Origin of the sequence: Enterobacter sp. MEB024 (assembly GCF_030209635.1) — a bacterium.
Taxonomy (GTDB): domain Bacteria; phylum Pseudomonadota; class Gammaproteobacteria; order Enterobacterales; family Enterobacteriaceae; genus Enterobacter; species Enterobacter ludwigii.
The window spans coordinates 170,038-189,559 of record NZ_JARVRQ010000013.1; the positions used below are offsets into that span (position 1 = coordinate 170,038).

At 55.3% G+C, this 19,522-nt stretch carries 20 protein-coding genes; 10 read left to right on the forward strand and 10 right to left on the reverse strand.

Translation table 11 applies throughout. The features are described 5' to 3' along the window. The first annotated feature begins 25 nt into the window (after nucleotides 1-25). Genes rpe through trpS form a run of 3 tightly spaced genes read left to right on the forward strand, consistent with a single transcriptional unit; the run spans nucleotide 26 to nucleotide 2,454 of the window. Nucleotides 26-703: a ribulose-phosphate 3-epimerase gene (gene rpe, locus QRN24_RS19170; RefSeq protein WP_014885523.1), complete on the forward strand. Its 678-nt coding sequence runs from the start codon at nucleotides 26-28 to the stop codon at nucleotides 701-703. After that, a complete protein-coding gene (gene gph / locus QRN24_RS19175; protein WP_020884582.1) occupies nucleotides 696-1,457 on the forward strand; it encodes a phosphoglycolate phosphatase in 762 nt (253 codons plus the stop codon). The genes rpe and gph overlap by 8 nt, the downstream gene beginning before the upstream one ends. After that, nucleotides 1,450-2,454, forward strand: coding sequence for a tryptophan--tRNA ligase (gene trpS / locus QRN24_RS19180; RefSeq protein ID WP_014171943.1), 1,005 nt, complete (start codon nucleotides 1,450-1,452; stop codon nucleotides 2,452-2,454). Before gph ends, trpS begins: the two co-directional genes overlap by 8 nt. Nucleotides 2,455-2,554: 100 nt before the next feature. Here the strand turns inward: trpS and QRN24_RS19185 are convergent, their stop codons facing one another. The 4 genes from QRN24_RS19185 to nirB form a co-directional block, all read right to left on the reverse strand. Further along, the gene (locus QRN24_RS19185) at nucleotides 2,555-2,725 is read right to left on the reverse strand and encodes a YhfL family protein (RefSeq protein WP_032679101.1); all 171 of its coding nucleotides are present in this window, start codon (nucleotides 2,723-2,725) and stop codon (nucleotides 2,555-2,557) included. 145 nt (nucleotides 2,726-2,870) lie between these two features. Then, complete coding sequence (cysG, locus tag QRN24_RS19190) at nucleotides 2,871-4,244, reverse strand: siroheme synthase CysG (RefSeq protein WP_020884584.1); 1,374 nt, start codon at nucleotides 4,242-4,244, stop codon at nucleotides 2,871-2,873. Nucleotides 4,245-4,380: 136 nt separating this feature from the next. After that, nucleotides 4,381-4,707: a nitrite reductase small subunit NirD gene (nirD, locus tag QRN24_RS19195; protein ID WP_032679100.1), complete on the reverse strand. Its 327-nt coding sequence runs from the start codon at nucleotides 4,705-4,707 to the stop codon at nucleotides 4,381-4,383. Further along, nucleotides 4,704-7,247 (reverse strand): nitrite reductase large subunit NirB, encoded by a 2,544-nt coding sequence (gene nirB, locus QRN24_RS19200; protein ID WP_014171939.1) that lies wholly within the window; start codon nucleotides 7,245-7,247, stop codon nucleotides 4,704-4,706. The genes nirD and nirB overlap by 4 nt, the downstream gene beginning before the upstream one ends. A 240-nt stretch (nucleotides 7,248-7,487) precedes the next feature. On the opposite strand from nirB, the gene QRN24_RS19205 reads away from it, so the two are divergent. Continuing rightward, on the forward strand, nucleotides 7,488-8,804 hold the full coding sequence (locus tag QRN24_RS19205; RefSeq protein WP_032679098.1) for a cytosine deaminase: 1,317 nt from the start codon (nucleotides 7,488-7,490) through the stop codon (nucleotides 8,802-8,804). A 4-nt stretch (nucleotides 8,805-8,808) separates the two neighbouring features. Here the strand turns inward: QRN24_RS19205 and tsgA are convergent, their stop codons facing one another. Beyond that, nucleotides 8,809-9,993 carry an MFS transporter TsgA gene (gene tsgA / locus QRN24_RS19210; RefSeq protein ID WP_020884588.1) on the reverse strand — a complete coding sequence of 395 codons (1,185 nt, stop codon included), beginning with the start codon at nucleotides 9,991-9,993 and terminating at the stop codon, nucleotides 8,809-8,811. Nucleotides 9,994-10,271: 278 nt separating this feature from the next. Here tsgA and ppiA point away from each other — a divergent pair, with 278 nt between their 5' ends. The 5 genes from ppiA (at nucleotide 10,272) to argD (ending at nucleotide 13,612) form a co-directional block, all read left to right on the forward strand. Next, entirely contained in the window at nucleotides 10,272-10,844 is a 573-nt protein-coding gene (ppiA, locus tag QRN24_RS19215; RefSeq protein ID WP_014171936.1) for a peptidylprolyl isomerase A, read from the forward strand. 107 nt (nucleotides 10,845-10,951) lie between these two features. Beyond that, nucleotides 10,952-11,119 (forward strand): FicA/YhfG family antitoxin, encoded by a 168-nt coding sequence (gene ficA / locus QRN24_RS19220; protein ID WP_014171935.1) that lies wholly within the window; start codon nucleotides 10,952-10,954, stop codon nucleotides 11,117-11,119. Continuing rightward, nucleotides 11,109-11,711, forward strand: coding sequence for a putative adenosine monophosphate-protein transferase Fic (locus QRN24_RS19225; RefSeq protein ID WP_025202869.1), 603 nt, complete (start codon nucleotides 11,109-11,111; stop codon nucleotides 11,709-11,711). Before ficA ends, QRN24_RS19225 begins: the two co-directional genes overlap by 11 nt. A 30-nt stretch (nucleotides 11,712-11,741) precedes the next feature. Continuing rightward, nucleotides 11,742-12,305, forward strand: a complete 564-nt coding sequence (pabA, locus tag QRN24_RS19230; protein ID WP_032680156.1) for an aminodeoxychorismate synthase component 2 — start codon at nucleotides 11,742-11,744, stop codon at nucleotides 12,303-12,305. Between the two features lie 86 nt (nucleotides 12,306-12,391). Then, on the forward strand, nucleotides 12,392-13,612 hold the full coding sequence (gene argD, locus QRN24_RS19235; RefSeq protein WP_171032977.1) for a bifunctional acetylornithine/succinyldiaminopimelate transaminase: 1,221 nt from the start codon (nucleotides 12,392-12,394) through the stop codon (nucleotides 13,610-13,612). On the opposite strand, the gene QRN24_RS19240 is transcribed toward argD, so the two are convergent. Continuing rightward, nucleotides 13,609-15,696, reverse strand: coding sequence for a YccS/YhfK family putative transporter (locus tag QRN24_RS19240; protein ID WP_284942971.1), 2,088 nt, complete (start codon nucleotides 15,694-15,696; stop codon nucleotides 13,609-13,611). The genes argD and QRN24_RS19240 overlap by 4 nt on opposite strands. 57 nt (nucleotides 15,697-15,753) lie before the next feature. Continuing rightward, on the reverse strand, nucleotides 15,754-16,386 hold the full coding sequence (gene crp / locus QRN24_RS19245) for a cAMP-activated global transcriptional regulator CRP (RefSeq protein WP_000242758.1): 633 nt from the start codon (nucleotides 16,384-16,386) through the stop codon (nucleotides 15,754-15,756). 311 nt (nucleotides 16,387-16,697) lie between these two features. On the opposite strand from crp, the gene QRN24_RS19250 reads away from it, so the two are divergent. Beyond that, nucleotides 16,698-17,102, forward strand: coding sequence for an OsmC family protein (locus QRN24_RS19250; protein ID WP_025202873.1), 405 nt, complete (start codon nucleotides 16,698-16,700; stop codon nucleotides 17,100-17,102). A gap of 65 nt (nucleotides 17,103-17,167) precedes the next feature. Here QRN24_RS19250 and QRN24_RS19255 read toward each other — a convergent pair whose 3' ends face one another. Genes QRN24_RS19255 through QRN24_RS19265 form a run of 3 tightly spaced genes read right to left on the reverse strand, consistent with a single transcriptional unit; the run spans nucleotide 17,168 to nucleotide 19,305 of the window. Then, nucleotides 17,168-18,037 (reverse strand): phosphoribulokinase, encoded by an 870-nt coding sequence (locus tag QRN24_RS19255; protein WP_014171927.1) that lies wholly within the window; start codon nucleotides 18,035-18,037, stop codon nucleotides 17,168-17,170. 30 nt (nucleotides 18,038-18,067) lie between these two features. Beyond that, nucleotides 18,068-18,286 (reverse strand): YheU family protein, encoded by a 219-nt coding sequence (locus QRN24_RS19260; RefSeq protein WP_003861664.1) that lies wholly within the window; start codon nucleotides 18,284-18,286, stop codon nucleotides 18,068-18,070. Continuing rightward, nucleotides 18,283-19,305, reverse strand: coding sequence for a hydrolase (locus QRN24_RS19265; protein ID WP_014171925.1), 1,023 nt, complete (start codon nucleotides 19,303-19,305; stop codon nucleotides 18,283-18,285). Before QRN24_RS19265 ends, QRN24_RS19260 begins: the two co-directional genes overlap by 4 nt. Nucleotides 19,306-19,522: the final 217 nt, after the last annotated feature.

Consider the following 19,522-nt stretch of genomic DNA (forward strand, 5'->3'; position numbering starts at 1 on the left):
GTAAACACATTTCAAGGAGATGCGGATGAAACAGTTTTTGATTGCTCCCTCAATTCTGTCGGCCGATTTTGCCCGCCTGGGTGAAGACACTGCAAAAGCACTCGCGGCGGGCGCGGATGTCGTCCATTTCGACGTTATGGATAACCACTACGTTCCTAATCTGACCATTGGCCCGATGGTGCTTAAAGCGCTGCGTAACTACGGTATTACCGCGCCGATTGATGTCCATCTGATGGTGAAGCCTGTTGACCGTATCGTGCCTGATTTTGCCGCTGCGGGAGCCAGTATCATCACCTTCCACCCTGAAGCGTCTGAACATGTGGATCGCACGCTGCAGCTCATCAAAGAGAATGGCTGTAAAGCGGGTCTGGTTTTCAACCCGGCTACGCCGCTGAGCTATCTCGACCATGTGATGGATAAGCTGGATGTCATTTTGCTGATGTCCGTTAACCCGGGCTTTGGCGGTCAGTCGTTTATCCCTCATACGCTGGATAAACTGCGTGAAGTGCGCCGTCGTATTGATGAGTCAGGTTACGACATTCGTCTGGAAGTCGACGGTGGTGTAAAAGTGAATAACATTGGTGAAATTGCGGCAGCGGGCGCGGATATGTTCGTTGCAGGTTCAGCGATTTTCGACCAACCGGATTACAAAAAAGTCATTGATGAAATGCGCCGTGAACTGGCGAAGGTAAGTCATGGATAAATTGCAGGCAACCCGGGGTATCGCATTTGACCTCGACGGCACGCTGGTCGACAGCGCGCCGGGCTTAACCAGCGCCGTAGACCAGGCGCTGTATGCTCTTGAATTGCCCGTTGCGGGCGAAGAGCGTGTCATCACGTGGATTGGCAATGGCGCCGATGTCCTGATGGAGCGCGCGTTGACATGGGCCCGCCAGGAGCGTGTGTCCCAGCGTTCCGCACAGGGTAAACCGAGCGTGGATCATGCGGATATCCCGCAGGAAGAACAGCTGCGTATCCTGCGTAAATTGTTCAATCGTTTCTATGAAGAGACGGTCGAAGAGGGCAGTTTCCTGTTCCCGGATGTCGCAGAAACGCTGAGTGCGCTTCATGCCAACGGCATTCCGCTGGGGCTGGTGACAAACAAACCGACACCTTTTGTCGCCCCTCTGCTGGAAGCGCTGGATATCGCGAAGTATTTTTCCGTCATTGTTGGCGGTGATGATGTGCAGAACAAAAAGCCGCATCCGGAACCGTTACTGCTGGTGGCAGGAAAATTATCCTTAACGCCCGCGGAGCTGCTCTTTGTCGGTGATTCCCGCAATGATATTCTGGCTGCCAGAGCGGCGGGTTGTCCTTCAGTGGGATTAACCTATGGCTACAACTACGGTGAGGCCATCACGCTGAGTGAGCCGGACGTCGTGTTCGACCACTTCAAAGATTTGTTGCCCGCACTCGGGCTTTCGCACAGTGATAATCAGGAATTGAATAATGACTAAGCCCATCGTTTTTAGTGGCGCACAGCCGTCAGGTGAATTGACCATTGGTAACTACATGGGTGCGTTACGTCAGTGGGTCAGCATGCAGGATGATTACCATTGCATTTACTGCATCGTGGATCTGCATGCTATCACTGCACGTCAGGATCCTGAGAAGCTGCGTAAGGCCACCCTGGACACCCTGGCGCTGTATCTGGCCTGCGGAATTGATCCTGAGAAGAGCACCATTTTCGTTCAGTCTCACGTTCCAGAGCATGCGCAGCTGGGCTGGGCGCTGAACTGCTACACCTACTTCGGCGAACTGAGCCGCATGACGCAGTTCAAGGATAAATCCGCGCGCTACTCAGAAAACATCAACGCCGGTCTGTTTGATTACCCGGTACTGATGGCAGCAGACATTCTGCTGTACCAGACCAACCAGGTGCCGGTTGGCGAAGATCAGAAACAGCATCTGGAACTGAGCCGCGATATCGCCCAGCGCTTTAACGCGCTGTATGGCGACGTGTTCAAAGTGCCTGAGCCGTTCATTCCAAAATCCGGCGCACGAGTGATGTCGCTGCTGGAGCCAACCAAGAAGATGTCCAAGTCTGACGATAACCGCAACAACGTTATCGGCCTGCTGGAAGACCCGAAATCGGTCGTTAAAAAGCTCAAGCGTGCGGTGACCGACTCCGATGAGCCACCTGTTGTGCGTTACGACGTGCAGAACAAAGCGGGCGTCTCCAACCTGCTGGATATCCTCTCCGGTGTGACGGGGCAGAGCATTCCTGAGCTGGAACAACACTTCGAAGGCAAGATGTATGGTCACCTGAAAGGGGAAGTGGCGGATGCCGTTTCCGGCATGCTGACCGAGCTGCAGGAGCGTTATCACCGCTACCGTAACGACGAAGCTTTCCTGCAGAAAGTGATGAAAGAGGGCGCGGAAAAAGCCAGTGCCCGCGCGTCTGAAACCCTTAAGGCGGTGTACCAGGCGATTGGGTTTGTGGGTAAACCATAACCCTGTTTTGTCGGGTAAGCATGAGTGCTCCCCGACAAAAAACGCGCTGAGCCAGACAAAAAACCGGGAAATTCCCGGTTTTTTTACGCCTGAAAAACGCTTACTGCTGTGCGGCCGGGCCGCAGCCACCGATGATCTTCGAAATGGAAATTGCCGGGTGCAGCAGGTAATCATAGCTGCAATTATTTTTGGTATTTTGAACGTGACCGGTGCAGGCGGTCAGAGTCGATAACATGCCTACCAGAACGGCGGTTTTTGCCAGTTTAAACATACGCATTCCTTGTCTGAAAAAACGAAAATTGGATCTAACGTGAGGGAATAAATGAAAAAATTCCATTTCGCGGGCGGTATGTTATCGGGAGCGGTAAGAGGGGAGTAGTCCGCATAAGGACTACTCCGGGAAGGGGGAATATGCGTTAGTGATTCGAGAACCAGTTCAGTTTATCGCGCAGCTCCACCACGCGTCCGACAATAATCAGCGCCGGGCTTTCAACCTGCTGTGCCAGCTCACCTAACTGTGTCAGCACGCCGTTCACCACGCGCTGCTTAATGGACGTGCCGTTTTCCACCAGCGCGACGGACATATCCTCTTCCATGCCGTGCTCAAGCAGTTTGGCCTGAATGGTCGCGGCCTGGTTTAACCCCATATAGAACACCAGCGTCTGTTTTTCGGCGGCCAGGTTATGCCAGTCCAGCTCACTGCCGGTTTTCAGGTGTCCCGTCACCAGGCGTACGCTCTGGGCATAGTCACGGTGGGTTAGCGGAATGCCCGAGTAAGCTGAGCAGCCGGAAGCTGCCGTGATGCCCGGCACCACGGAAAACGGAATGCCCGCGTTGCACAACGTTTCCAGCTCTTCACCGCCGCGACCAAAGATAAACGGATCGCCACCCTTGAGGCGCACCACGCGTTTTCCTTTTTGCGCTTCGCGCAGCAGGATCTGGTTAATCTCCTCCTGCGGCACACAGTGGTACCCGGCACGTTTACCGACAAATACGCGGTCAGCATCGCGGCGGACCAGGTTCATTATCTCATCGGAGACCAGACGGTCATAAACCACAATATCCGCCTGCTGGATCTGCTGCAGCCCTTTCAGCGTCAGCAAACCGGCATCGCCCGGGCCGGCACCCACCAGCACCACTTCACCACGATGATCCAACGGCTCGCAGAGCAACTGCGCCGTCGTCTCTTCCACCGCTTTATGATCCTGATTCGCCAGCGACTGGGCCAGCCTGTCATTCACAAAGAATTTTTCCCAGAAGCGACGGCGTTCACCCACGGTCGCGAAGGTTTGCTTAACCCGTGAACGCAGCTGTCCGGCATAGTGGGCAATCTGGCCAAGATGCTGCGGCAGGATGGCTTCCAGTTTTTCCCGCAGCAGGCGGGCCAGGACGGGAGAGCGGCCGCCGGACGATACCGCAATCATCAGCGGCGAACGGTCAATGATCGACGGCATGATAAAGCTGGCTTCCTTCGGGGCATCCACCACGTTACAGAAGATGCGGCGCGCTTCACAGGCGTCGCTGACGCGCTGATTCACTTCATCGTCATCCGTGGCGGCTATGGTCAGCCAGCAGGTATCAAGCAGGGATTCATTAAACCCCCCCTGCACCAGCGTGAGCATCCCTTCTTTTTCCCAGGCCTCAAACTGCGGGGCGAAGGCCAGGGCGTTAACGGTGAGTCGGGCTCCTGCTTCTAACAGCAAGCGCGCTTTGCGTTCAGCCACATCGCCGCCGCCTACAAGCAGACAGTCGCGATGGCGTAATTGACAGAAAATCGGCAGGTGGTCCACGACATTACCTCACAGCATTCAAGGAGGGGGTAAGAAATTGAGGTCAGGATAACAGCAGGAATCGTACAGAACATACGGTTTTTCCTGCCGTTACCCATAAGGGGTCATAAGCTTTTCATATTGAAAAGGCGAGAGATTAGCCTTTCAGCTGCACCTTACCGTCCTTCACGCGGACATCGTAGGGCTTCACGGAATAATGCTTATCTTCCATGCAATACCCGTCGCGTAAACGAAAACGCTGTTTCTTCAACGGGCTGGCAACCCAGAGTTCACCCTGATGCTCTGCGATTAATCCCCGGGACAGGACGCTGGCCTCAAAGAACGGGTCGATATTGCTGATGGCAAAAACCTGTTCATCATGGCGAGGGCGGAATATCGCGACCTGCTCGTTACCCAGCAGGGCACAGACCCCGGTGGCAGGCAGAATGTCGTTAATGTTGCAGATGTTTACCCACTGGCTCATGCGTTTTCCTCCACCAGAGTCACCGGAATACGTTCATAAGGTGTCGCCGGACGATGCTGCTCGCGTTCTGCCACAACCTGCACATTCGGGTCGCGCTGGGTGCTGTTGATAAAGTGTCTGAAGCGAGTCTGCGCCGCCGGGGTGTTGACGGTTTCAGTCCACTCGCAGATCACCGCCTCGCGCAGGCGCGCCATTTCCGCTTCCAGATGGTCGTTCAGGCCCAGTTTGTCGTCAATGATGACCGATTTCAGGTACTCGATGCCGCCTTCCAAGTTATCGAGCCAGGACGCGGTACGGGTCAGCTTATCGGCGGTACGGATGTAGAACATCATAAAGCGGTCGAGATACTGAATCAGCGTATCGCGGTCGAGGTCTGCAGCCAGCAGGTCTGCATGGCGTGGTTTCATGCCGCCATTACCACAGACGTACAGGTTCCAGCCTTTCTCGGTGGCGATGATACCCACATCTTTACCCTGCGCTTCCGCACATTCGCGGGTACAGCCGGAGACGCCAAACTTCATTTTATGCGGTGTACGGATGCCTTTGTAGCGGTTCTCCAGCTCCACACCGAAGCCGACGCTGTCGCCTACGCCGTAGCGGCACCAGGTACTGCCCACACAGGTTTTTGCCATACGCAGCGCTTTCGCGTAGGCGTGGCCGGTTTCGAATCCCGCGTCAATCAGCTGACGCCAGATTTCAGGCAGGTCATCTTTCTGCGCACCAAACAGGCCGATACGCTGAGAGCCGGTGATTTTGGTATACAGGTTAAATTCACGCGCGATACGGCCAACGGCGACCAGCCCTTCCGGGGTGATTTCGCCACCGGCGGAGCGTGGGATGACGGAGTAAGTCCCGTCTTTCTGAATGTTCGCCAGGAAGTTATCGTTGGTATCCTGCAGCGGCGTGTGCTCTGGTTTGAGAACGTACTCGTTCCAGCAGGAGGCCAGCAGGGAACCCACGGTAGGTTTACACACTTCACAGCCATAGCCCTGGCCGTGTTTCGCCAGCAGTTCGTCGAAGGATTTGATGCCTTCCACGCGGATCAGGTGGTACAGCTCCTGGCGAGAGTAAGCGAAATGCTCGCACAGGTTATTGTTGACTTCGATACCCTGTTTCGCCAGTTCTGCGTTCAGAACCTGTGTGACCAACGGGATACACCCACCGCAGCCGGTACCGGCTTTGGTTTCTGCCTTTAGGGCCGCGACGGTATGGCAGCCTTTATTGATGGCCGAAATCAGCATGCCTTTGGTCACATCGAAACAGGAGCAAATCTGCGCGCTGTCGGGCAGTTTATCCACGCCGATGGACGGCTTACCGCTGGACGCATGCGCCGGAAGGATCAGCGCGTCCGGGTTTTCCGGCAGTTCGATGGCGTTCAAGACCAACTGAAGCAGGTTACCGTAGTCGCTGGTATCGCCCACCAGCACCGCGCCGAGCAGGGTTTTGTTGTCCTGACTGACGATAAGACGTTTGTACACCTCTTTGCTTTCATCGAGGTAAACATAGCTGCGTGCGCCCGGCGTGCGGCCATGCGCATCGCCAATACCGCCTACGTCTACGCCCAGCAGTTTCAGCTTGGCGCTCAGGTCAGCCCCTTCGAAGGCGTTCTGGTTGCCGAGAATATGGTCAACGGCAACCTGCGCCATTTTGTAGCCAGGCGCGACCAGACCGTACACGCGGTTGTTCCAGCTGGCGCATTCGCCGATGGCGTAGATATCCGGGTCGGAGGTCTGGCAGGTATCGTTAATCATGATCCCGCCGCGCTGAGCGACGGCCAGACCACACTGGGTGGCCAGCTTGTCGCGTGGGCGAATACCGGTAGAGAAGACGATAAAGTCCACTTCCAGTTCGCTGCCATCGGCAAAGCGCATGGTTTTCCGCGCTTCGGTGCCTTCCTGCACAATCTCTTTGGTATTTTTGCTGGTGTGAACCTTCACGCCCATGCTTTCGATTTTACGGCGCAGCTGGTCACCACCCATGTGGTCAAGCTGCTCTGCCATCAGCATCGGGGCAAATTCGATGACGTGGGTTTCAACACCGAGGTTTTTCAGCGCACCGGCGGCTTCCAGACCCAGCAGCCCCCCCCCGACCACAGCGCCACGTTTACTGCGGCGGGCACATGATTCGATCGCATTGAGATCTTCGATGGTACGATAAACGAAGCAATCCTGCGTTTCCGAGCCTTTGATCGGCGGGATCCACGGGTACGAGCCAGTCGCCATGATCAGCTTGTCGTAAAAAACCGTACGTCCGGCGCTGGAGTGGATCACTTTTTCCTGACGGTTGATGGTGATAGCGCGTTCGCCCACCAGCACTTTCACGCCATGCTTCTCGTAGAAACCATCGCGCACCAGAGAGAGCTCTTCAGCGGTATGATGGGAGAAGTAGGAAGACAAGTGCACACGGTCGTACGCCTTGCGGGGTTCTTCACAGAACACGGTAATATCGAACTGGTTAGCATCGGCTTTATCGAGAAGATCCTCAATAAAGCGGTGGCCGACCATGCCGTTACCGATGATAGCGAGTCTGACTTTGCTCATTTTTGCCTCGATTTCTTTTCTATTACTGCCTACCTTAACGATTCAGCAGGGGCACTTATTGATGCAAATCAAATACGCCTTCGCCTACTCCTTAGGTGGTATATGACTGATTTGTCAGGATTTTTATAAGTTGTGGAAATCGCTGGCTTTTCGAGGTCGCCGATTTTGTGTACAAATTAAGGGGCGCGTTGTCAAAAATGCGTACTCCCAAATTTCAGCCGCGTTTTTCAGGGGAAAGGCATGTCTACAACACCGCTTGGGCTTATTCAGAATGTTCGCTTACCGGGTCGCGAAGGGCTGTGGCAAATCGCCATTGAGCAGGGTCGTTTTGGTGGCATAACGCCGATGGGCGATACCGAAGACGAAAACGTAAGAATCTTAAACGCGCGTGGCGGCCTTGCCATCCCCCCGTTTATAGAACCGCATATCCACCTTGATACCACCCAGACGGCAGGCGAGCCGAGCTGGAACCAGTCCGGTACGCTGTTTGAAGGCATTGAGCGCTGGGCGGAGCGTAAGGCACTGCTTAGCCATGAAGATGTAAAAGCGCGCGCCTGGAAGACGCTGAAAGGGCAAATAGCTAACGGTATTCAGTTTGTGCGTACCCACGTGGACGTCTCTGACCCGACGCTCACCGCCCTGAAGGCCATGCTGGAGGTGAAGCAGGAGGTTGCGCCGTGGATCACGCTGCAAATCGTGGCGTTCCCGCAGGAAGGCATCCTTTCTTACCCGGACGGCGCGGCGCTCCTTGAGGAGGCGTTGAAGCTGGGTGCCGATGTGGTCGGGGCAATCCCGCATTTTGAATTCACCCGCGAGTATGGCGTGCAATCGCTGCACATTGCCTTTGAACTGGCGAAGAAATATGACCGTCCGCTGGATATCCACTGCGATGAAATTGACGATGAGCAGTCCCGATTTCTGGAAACGGTGGCCACCCTGGCTTATGAATCCGGGATGGGCCCGCGGGTCACGGCCAGCCATACCACGGCGATGCACTCCTATAACGGGGCATACACCTCGCGGCTTTTCCGCCTGCTGAAGATGTCAGGCATCAACTTTGTCGCCAATCCACTGGTGAATATCCATTTACAGGGGCGCTTTGACGATTATCCCAAACGACGCGGGATTACCCGAGTGAAGGAGCTGCTGGAGGCGGGGATCAACGTCTGTTTCGGGCATGATGATGTCTTCGACCCGTGGTACCCGCTTGGCACCGGCAATATGCTGCAGGTACTGCATATGGGGCTGCATGTGTGTCAGATGATGGGGTATTCTCAAATTGACAACGGTTTGAACCTGATAACCCACAACAGCGCCCGAACCTTTGGCCTGACGGATTACGGTATCGAAACGGGAAATCTGGCTAACCTGATCGTGCTGCCTGCGGAGAGCGGGTTTGAAGCGGTGCGCTGCCAGGTGCCGGCGCGCTGGTCGATTCGGGAGGGGCGAGTGATTGCTACGACGCAGCTTGCGCAGACGTGGATCAAAATGGACGACGTTGCGGAAGAGCACATCTTCACGAAAAACAGCCCCTTCGCTGAGCGCAAAGGGGCGTAGGGGATCAGTGGGACGCCGCTGCCGTATTATGCTGACGGTGGCGGGTCACAAAGCCCAGAACCAGGCACATCACAAACACCACCGCGTACAAACCGTTAGCGGTATGCAGCGCGGCCAGCGGTCCGCTGTGGGCGACGATCGGGCCGGTGACCACGAAGGTCAACATGGTGCCGATGGTGCCGCAGGTCAGCACGAAGTTCACCAGTTTCGGTGACGCTACTTTGGTCTGCAGAGAGCCCAGCGTAATGATAGAGGTGTAAATCGCACTGGAGAAGAAGCCCAGGGTCAGGATGAACCACGGCATATGCTCCGGTGAACCGTTAATGAACAAGTACATCAGCACGGTTGCCATGCCTGCCAGCACAGTCAGAATGCGCTGCAGGTCGAAGAAGCGCAGGATGAAGCTAAACGCCCACATGCCGAACATGTAAGACATCCAGAAATCGCTCACCAGTTTACCCGCGTCGTTCAGACTCATGCCCAGGCCTTTGGCGTATTCCGGTACCCAGGAGATAAAGCCCAGCTGACCGAGGATGTAGCACAGTGCGGCAACGGAGAGGAACAGTACGCCGATACCCCATTTCTCTTTCGCGACCGGCTCGTCCGTGGATTGCGCTTTTTTGCCCAGAACCGGGAATTCACAGCCGAAGGTCAGAATAAAGATTGCCACGTAGACCAGACCGATACAGGCATAAACCCAGTACCACTCAATGCTGCGTGCCAGCAGAACGGCCGCTACCATCGGGAAAATCATCCCCGCCATGCTGAAGAAGGAGTCGGTAAACAGCAGACGTGCGCCACGCTGACGACCTTCATACATATGGGTAATCAGGAACGTACCGATGGACATCGTAATACCGCTCACCAGACCCAGCACAAACATGGCGGCAGAGAACAGGGCGATGCTGTGGCTCACCATTAAACCCGCTACCGCGGCGACCATCAGCACGAAACCAAAACGCAGCTGCGTTTTCAGTGGAACAATTTCCATCAGCCAGGCATTCAGGAAAATGGAGATCAGGATCCCGGCGTTGAGGAAGGTAAAGGTGTTACTCATGCTGGAAACGGGCAGCTGGAAGTAGTCTGCGATATTACCCATCACCATCCCGGTGACGATCACCAACGCGCCGGTCAGGGCGTAGGAGAAGAAGCTGATCCATGTGAGCTTGATACGATTGCTGTTAGTCATGTCTGGCCTGTTCAGGAAAAGAAAAGCGCCCGAGGGGCGCTGAGAGCGGGCAGATTTTAGACATTAAAGTGATCCATTCATATCTTTTAAGAGAAATTCGATCGCTATTGCAGGTTTTTATGTGATTCAGATCACATTAATGGGCGTCATAACCAATCGTTTGCGTGGTTACAACTGTTTCAATTTCGTAAAATTAGGTAAAAGGCTGGTCTCCGTTCATACTGCTCTTTAGAATCAAGCCATTCGCTTTTTATACTGCGCTTTGTTAAGGAATTCTCATGCTCAAATCAACGCTGGCGGCTGTCGCAGCTGTGTTTGCTCTTTCTGCCGTTTCCCCTGCTGCGCTGGCAGCCAAAGGAGACCCTCACGTTCTGCTGACCACCTCCGCCGGGAATATTGAGCTGGAACTGAATAGCCAGAAAGCTCCGGTTTCTGTGAAAAACTTCCTCGACTACGTGAATAACGGTTTCTATAACGGCACCACTTTCCACCGTGTGATCCCGGGCTTTATGGTGCAGGGCGGTGGTTTTAACGAGCAAATGCAGCAAAAGCAGCCTAACGCACCGATTAAAAATGAAGCGGATAACGGCCTGCGCAACACCCGCGGTACCATCTCTATGGCGCGTACGGCAGATAAAGACAGCGCCACCAGCCAGTTCTTTATCAACGTGGCGGATAACGCCTTCCTCGACCACGGCCAGCGCGACTTCGGTTACGCGGTCTTCGGTAAAGTGGTGAAAGGGATGGATGTGGCTGACAAGATTTCTCAGGTGCAGTCCCATGACGTTGGCCCGTACCAGAATGTGCCGACAAAACCGGTTGTGATCCTCTCTGCAAAAGTTCTGCCGTAACCTTCTTTGACACGGGCGCTTCTCGCCCGTGTTTCGCTCCCCTCCCTGCGAAAGCGCGTTTTGCTGCTTATACTTGTGGCACACGGACATCTTCAGGGAGGCGTTAAGTGAAAAAACTCACCGATAAGCAAAAATCCCGTCTCTGGGAGCAGCAGCGAAACAGTAATTTCCAGGCCAGCCGCCGCCTTGAGGGGGTTGATAGCCCGCTCGTTACGCTAAACGCCCAGGATGCGCAAAGCCGTCTTGAAGAACTCAGGAGGCACTATGAGCGATAAAATCGGTGACGATCGTGACCCGTATCTCTACCCGGGTCTGAATGTGATGCGTAACCGTCTGAATATCCGCCAGGCTGACCGTCTTGCAAAGGCATCCTATGAGATCACCGCGCTGCGGGTGGCGACGCTCGGCTTAGGCCCGTCTGCGCCGGGGTTGCCGCATCTCTGTGCAATCCACCGCCACCTTTATCAGGATATTTTTGACTGGGCGGGCGATATCCGCGAAATCGATATTTATCAGGGCGACACCCGCTTCTGTCACTTCGCCTACATCGAGAAAGAGGGCAATGTCCTGATGCAGGATCTCGAGGAAGAGGGGTATCTCAACGGTCTGCAGAAAGAGGAGTTTGTGGCCCGCCTGAGTCACTACTACTGTGAGATCAACGTGCTCCATCCCTTCCGGATTGGCAACGGTATCGCTCAGCGGATCTTCTTCGAACAGCTCGCCATCCATGCAGGCTATCAGCTGAGCTGGAAAGATATCGACCCGGGCAAATGGGCGGCGGCCAACCAGAGCGGCGCAATGGGCGATTTAACGGCCCTGAACGCCATCTTTGCCAAAGTAGTGAGCGAAGCGCGGGAAACTGAGTAGAATAGGGCGGCACGTTTTTCTGGAGCCGCCATGATTCTGCTGATTGATAACTACGATTCCTTCACCTGGAACCTTTACCAGTATTTTTGTGAACTGGGTGCAGAGGTGATGGTCCGCCGCAACGACGACATCAGCCTGGCCGAAATCGACGCGCTTGCCCCGCAGAAAATCGTTATCTCGCCGGGGCCTTGCACGCCGTCGGAATCGGGCATTTCGCTGGATGTAATTCATCATTACGCCGGTAAGTTGCCCATTCTTGGCGTCTGCCTGGGCCACCAGGCCATTGGGCAGGTGTTTGGTGCCACCATTGTGCGCGCCGCCAAAGTGATGCATGGCAAAACCGCGCCGGTGACCCATACCGGCACGGGCGTGTTTACGGGACTTAATAATCCGCTTACCGTGACGCGCTACCATTCGCTGGTCATTGACCCGTCAACGCTGCCGGAATGCTTTGAGGTTACCGCCTGGAGCGATACCCGGGAGATCATGGGGATCCGACATCGTGAATGGGACCTCGAAGGGGTGCAATTCCACCCGGAGAGTATCCTCAGCGAGCAGGGACACCAGCTGCTGGCAAATTTCCTCAATCGTTGAATAGTGGTTGCCTTACTGTGATTTTTTATGCATATTTTGTGATTATATTTTCACAATCACTGTGACATAAAATGGATGGTCATGACATGGCAACTGAACAATCTGCAATTACCCGCGCGACATTCGATGAAGTCATTCTGCCGATTTATGCACCGGCTGAGTTTATCCCGGTAAAAGGGAAAGGCAGCCGAGTCTGGGATCAGCAGGGGAAAGAGTATGTTGATTTCGCCGGTGGGATTGCGGTGACGGCGCTGGGTCATTGCCATCCTGCGCTGGTAGAGGCGCTGAAAACCCAGGGGGAAACCCTGTGGCATACCAGCAACGTCTTTACCAACGAACCGGCGCTGCGTCTGGGCCGTAAGTTAATCAGCGCGACTTTCGCCGAACGCGTGCTGTTTATGAACTCCGGTACCGAAGCGAACGAAACCGCCTTCAAGCTGGCGCGCTACTATGCCTCCACGCGTCACAGCCCGTACAAAACCAAAATCATTGCTTTCCACAACGCCTTCCACGGTCGCTCGCTGTTTACCGTTTCCGTCGGCGGACAGCCAAAGTATTCCGACGGTTTTGGACCAAAACCGGCCGATATTATCCATGTGCCGTTTAACGATCTCCATGCGGTAAAAGCGGTAATGGATGACCACACCTGTGCGGTGGTGGTGGAGCCGATCCAGGGAGAAGGCGGCGTAACGGCTGCCACGCCTGAGTTCCTGAAAGGGCTGCGCGACCTGTGCGATGAGCATCAGGCGCTGCTGGTATTTGATGAAGTGCAGTGCGGGATGGGCCGTACCGGCTCCCTGTTTGCCTACATGCATTACGGCGTGACGCCGGATATTCTGACCAGCGCCAAAGCGCTCGGCGGCGGCTTCCCGGTCAGTGCGGTATTAACGACGCAGGAGATTGCCTCCGCGTTCCACGTGGGTTCCCACGGTTCCACATACGGCGGTAACCCGCTGGCGAGTGCCGTCGCGGGTGCCGCGTTCGACATTATCAACACCCCTGAGGTTCTGAGCGGCGTCAACGCGAAGCGTGAGCTTTTCGTGAAGCATTTGCAGCAGATTGATGACCAGTATGACGTCTTCAGCGAGATCCGCGGGATGGGGTTACTGATCGGCGCGGAGTTGAAGCCACAGTACAAAGGCCGCGCGCGCGATTTCCTGCACGCCGCCGCCCATGAAGGGGTGATGGTGCTCAATGCCGGGCCGGACGTGATGCGCTTTGCGCCGTCGCTGGTGGTCGAAAATCAGGACATTGAAGACGGGTTAAACCGTTTTGCCGCGGCGGTCGCGAAGATCGTAAACGCTTAAGACTCCGTTCGCGTTAAGCGACGGGTTAACCATATCCCGTGGTGAGGGCGCTGACGCCATGCTACCGACGAAATGGTGTGCATGGTGTTCAGATGCCCGAGAACGCGCTGCAGATGCTGCTCCAGGGTACTCATTGGCCCGTGGGTGAGCGTCTCTGGCGCCTCCAGAATGTTCGAATCCCCTGACTCGCCAGGCGCGTCATACTCGAGTCGCTGCTGACACCGCTGCAGGGCAATCTCACACGACTGCAGGTAGCGCTGCGCCAGATCGGGCGTCAGCATCGTATGTTCCCGCGCCAGCGTGGTCATGGCGTTGATATGCTCAACGATAAACTGGCTGTGCGTCACCCAGAGCTTCATGTCCGCCAGATAGTGCGAGTTAAAGCCGGGCTCCTGCATCGCCTGATTCAGCGAGTTAAACAGGGCGTTATGCGCCTGGTTGACCTTCATCCGTTGATACGCCAGCGGGGAGGGCTGCGGGTCGTCACTCAGGATCAGGCGAATGGCCTGCTGGTCGGCCTCCAGCGCATCATGGGCGTTCTGTCTGAGCAGCCCACTTTGCCACTGAGGCCACAGCCAGACCATGCCGCCAAAGGCAATCAGGCAGCCGATCAGGGTATCGACCAGCCTGGCGATAATAAACTGCTCGCCGTTGAGCGTGAGCAACTGCAGGGTATACACCGCCGTTACCGTAAAGCCCACCATCGCCCAGCCGTAGTTTTTGCGAATGATCAGGTAGCTCACCATCGTGATCACCAGCATCCCTGCCAGCGTATAGCCTTCCGGCACGTGAAAGTGCAGCGTAACGCCCGCAATGATCAGCCCCGCCATCGTTCCGCCTGCCCGGTGCAGAATGCGCACCCGCGTCGCGCCATAGCCGTTCTGGGTGACAAACAGGATGGTCATTAAAATCCAGTACGGTTTGGGCAGATGCAGCGCCATGCCCATCAGGCTGGCAATGCTCAGCATCACGCTAATTCGCGCGGCGTTGCGCAGGGCAGATGATTTAAGGGTGAGGTAGCTTCTGAGCGCTGGCAGCAGCGGCAGGCGTTTTTGTTTGTCGGCCATCAGGTCGCGCGGATAAAGCGGACGCTGGGTTCGTAACACGCGGGCGATACGGCTGAAGTGCCAGGCGGCAAACTGACCCACCGGGTTGTCTTCATGCTGACGGGCAATCTTCTCCAGCGCGCCGAGCTGTTTGTCCATGTTAAAGCGCGTGGGGTAGCGGTGATACAGAATATCGTCAGCCAGCACCCGAAGGCGCGCGGAGACGGTTTGCGCGTTCCAGCGGATCACCGCTTCGGCATGGCTGCGCTCGACCAGTTTTTGCACCTCCTGCGGCTGGTGCAGGCTCACGGAGATATGCTCCTGTAAGTCCAGCCCCACCTGAAAGACGCGCAGCAGCCGCTTATATTCGTGGTTCTTATTGGCGGCGAGCATATGCAGCTGCTGATAACACTGGCTTATCAGGTCCACCACCTTTTGCTGACGCGTCAGCAGCGGCGGCAGTGATTTTTCTGGATCGGTATGCTGGGTGAGCAAGGTGTATTTGGCTTCACAGTAATCCGCCAGCTGCACGTAGAGCAGGCTCAGGGATTCCCGCAGCGGCTGTTCCCGCCACAGCCAGAACCAAAACCAGTTAAACAGCCCGTACCATAGCGTACCGAGGGTATAGATCAGCAGCGGCTCCCACACCGGCATGTTGCCCGCAAGGCTCAGCGTGAAGATGGCGGCAATCAGCGACGCGGGAAGCAAACGTGCGTGCAGTGAGCTGATTTCAGCGGTTACGCCCAGGGTCATCGCCAGGACGGTGAGGATCAGCGGCAGCGGGATATCGCGGGCAAGCAAAAGCTGCACGGCGAGGCTACAACCCGCAAACAGCGAGCCGCCCACGATCAGCCGTTTGAAAAAGCGCTTATGCGGTGTATCCAGACCGGCAATGTTGCAGCAGGCGGGAACGAGAGAGAAGAGCAGACCTTGCTGAAGATGGCCCAGAATCAGGCCCACGGCCACAGGAAGGCACAACACCAGCGTTTGTCGCAGTGCGTAGTTAACTTCCGGGTGATAAATCAGCCTGCGCCACATGGGGAATAGAGACAAAAACGGCGTGACACCTTGCGATGGCACGCCGTTTGAGCGGAATTAACGCGTTCCGTAAACCACGATGGTTTTACCGTGTGCGGAGATCAGGTTCTGATCTTCCAGCATTTTCAGAATACGGCCCACTGTTTCGCGGGAGCAACCGACAATCTGACCGATTTCCTGACGGGTAATTTTAATTTGCATGCCATCAGGATGAGTCATCGCATCGGGTTGTTTCGCCAGATTCAGCAGGGTCTGAGCGATACGGCCGGTCACGTCCAGGAAGGCGAGGTTACCCACTTTCTCAGATGTCACCTGCAGACGGCGCGCCATCTGCGAAGAAAGACGCATCAGGATGTCAGGGTTAACCTGAATCAACTGACGGAATTTCTTGTAGGAAATTTCAGCCACTTCACATGCTGTCTTTGCACGAACCCAGGCACTACGTTCCTGGCCTTCTTCAAACAGGCCCAGTTCACCGATGAAATCGCCCTGGTTCAGATAAGAAAGGATCATCTCTTTCCCTTCTTCATCTTTGATCAGCACTGCCACCGAGCCTTTGACGATGTAATACAACGTTTCCGCTTTTTCACCCTGGTGAATCAGCGTGCTCTTCGATGGGTACTTATGAATGTGGCAATGAGACAAGAACCATTCGAGAGTCGGGTCTGTTTGCGGTTTGCCAAGCACCATGCGCTGTTATCCTCTGTTATAAGCTGTCACCAGAGTCATAAGATGCATCCGGACTCTGGGGTTGCAATCGAATTCTTACCCATACCCTGGGAAGTCGGCTATCGTAACGTTTCGCAGCCAGTAAAGTTTGATGTCCTCTGCATACATGTGTAACGTCAATGTATTACTGTAGCATCCTGAGTGTTTTAGCATAGCTTTCGCCGCGTGTCTCCTGGTGTCTCGCTTCAGCATGACGCAGGTCGCCTTCCATTGCGAGAAATGTAACGCACGCGTAATCTGTCACCAAAAATGCAACGTTGGAGTGAGTGAATATGCAAGCGCGTGTGAAATGGGTTGAAGGTTTAACGTTCCTGGGCGAGTCCGCTTCAGGACACCAGATTTTGATGGATGGTAACTCCGGCGATAAAGCACCAAGCCCAATGGAAATGGTGCTGATGGCAGCAGGTGGATGCAGCGCAATTGATGTGGTGTCGATCCTGCAAAAAGGCCGGCACGATGTGACCGACTGCGAAGTAAAACTCACCTCAGAACGCCGCGAAGAGGCACCACGCCTGTTCACCCACATTAACCTGCATTTCATCGTCAGCGGGAAAGAACTGAAAGACGCGGCGGTCTCACGCGCGGTCGATCTTTCAGCGGAGAAATACTGCTCGGTCGCCTTAATGCTCGAGAAAGCGGTAAAAATTACGCATTCGTATGAAGTGATCGACGCCTGATATTGGGGGCATCGTTCACCCTGATGCCCTCACCGAAACCCTCTCCCACGCGGAGAGGGAAATCATCAGGCGATTTTCTTCCCTTCTATCAACCGCTGCACCAGCGGCATCATAATTAATTCCATTGCCAGCCCCATTTTTCCGCCCGGAACCACTAACGTATTCATGTGCGAAATAAACGAGCCCTGCAGCATCGCCAGCAGCCAGGGGTAATCAATGCCGTCGAGATTGCGGAAATGGATAACCACAAAGCTCTCATCCAGCGACGGGATACTTTTGGCGGCGAACGGGTTAGAGGTGTCCACTGTCGGTACGCGCTGGAAGTTGATATGCGTGCGGGAGAACTGCGGCGTCAGGTAAGTAATGTAGTCTTCCATGGAGCGCACGACGGAATCCATCACCGCCTCGCGTGAATGGCCGCGCTCGCTGATGTCACGCGTCAGCTTCTGGATCCACTCAAGGTTCACGATGGGCACTACGCCAACCAGCAGATCCACGTGACGCGCCACGTCATGCTGCGGCGTCACCACGCCACCGTGCAACCCTTCGTAAAACAGGACGTCGGTCGGTTCCGGCAGCGGTTGCCAGGGGGTAAAAGTGCCTGGCACCTGGTTCCAGGGAACGGCTTCATCGTAGGTGTGCAGATATTTGCGTGACTGCCCCTTACCGCTCTGGCCGTACTCCTGAAAGGTTTGCTCCAGCAGGCCGAAGTCATTGGCCTCCGGGCCGAAGTAGCTGATGTGTTTACCCAGATCGCGCGCCTTGCGGATAGCCATATCCATCTCCGGGCGCGTGTAGCGGTGAAAGCTATCGCCTTCGACCTCCGCCGCACGGAGATTCAGTTGGGCGAAAATCTTACGAAAAGCGAGGCTGGTCGTGGTGGTTCCCGCACCACTCGAACCCGTAACGGCAATAACCGGATGTCTGGCAGACATAGCAACTCCCTGACTGGAAAGGTTTAAAGATCAGCCATGAAACGCGTTGCGGGGCATGATATTGACCGTCTCATGCAGTTCAGACCATACCAGCACCACGTCGCCGCTTTTGAGCTGGCGCTTCACATCGTTGACCTTTTGCTCAAGCGAACGTTCATGTTCACCATAATCGGTACCTTCGCGCAAGACAAAGCTTTCAATCAGATTATCGAGCGTTTCGGGGGAGAGGTCCTGCCACGGAATAATCATTTTGCACCGTCCAGATAAGGGGTAAGCCAGTCAGGAATACGCGACTCCAGCCACATTTTCGGGCGACGCAACGTTCCACCGATGAACCCCACGTGACCACCATGCTCTGTCAGCTGATAGTGAACGTTGGCAGGCAGAAATTCCTGCGCGGGAATAGAGTGATGATCCATAAACGGGTCATCTTTGGCATGAATGATAAGCGTCGGTTGCGTGATCTTACTGAGCAGCGGCATGGCGCTGCACTGACGATAGTAGTCAATCGCATCGGCAAAACCGTGAATTTTGGCGGTGATCAGATCGTCGAATTCGCGGATGCGACGGACCTTTTTCAACTGACGCAGGCTCACCGGCAGCGTATCCGGATAGGCTTTCAGCTTGCGCGCCGCGTTGGCTTTCAGCAGGTTGAGCAGGTAACGCTGATAGACCCGGGAAAAGCCTTTCTCCATATGGTAGCTGCACTGCTCCAGCATAAAGGGCGCGGAGACAATGACGGCCGCATCCAGCGGCACGGTGTCGCCCTCTTTTGCCAGCAGGCAGGCCAGCATATTGCCGCCCAGCGAGTAGCCCACGGCCGCTGTCGGGACGGTACCAAAGTTTTCCCGTAACCAGTGTAAAAACCAGGTGCCGTCTTCGGTTTCACCCGAGTGATAGATGCGCTTCTGGCGATTCGGTTCGCCGCTACAGCCGCGAAAGTGCATCACCACGCCGAGCCAGCCCCGCGCTTTGGCTGCCTGGATGAGCCCGTGTGCATAGGGGCTGTGCAGACTGCCTTCCAGACCGTGAAAGACCACCAGACGCGGCTTGTGGCGCGCCTGTTCTGGCTCTTCGCTCCATGCCAGGTCCAGAAAGTCACCGTCCGGTAAGTCCAGCCGTTGCCAGTGCGGCGTGAACTGAACCTTACGGCGGATGAGTCGCGGCAGCATGGTCTGCAGATGGCAATTGGCCACGCCGCGCATGGGCACGAACTCGGTGCTGTCTTCGGCGATGATGTCGAAGTCTGATGGAATGATTTGGCTCATAACGGCGATGCTAATTCTTGTCAGTTATTTTCTGTTCTTTCCGAATTGTACCCCGTTTAGCCTGGTTTTCCGAAACATGAACTGATCTCGATCACAAATATTTACCTTGATTATTACTCTCAGGCTAATGATTCCGCCCTGCGCTTAATTGATGGCTTCCTCGCCACAGCGCACACTTTACTCAACGTTAAGCAAATCAGAATGATGTGCTGAATCA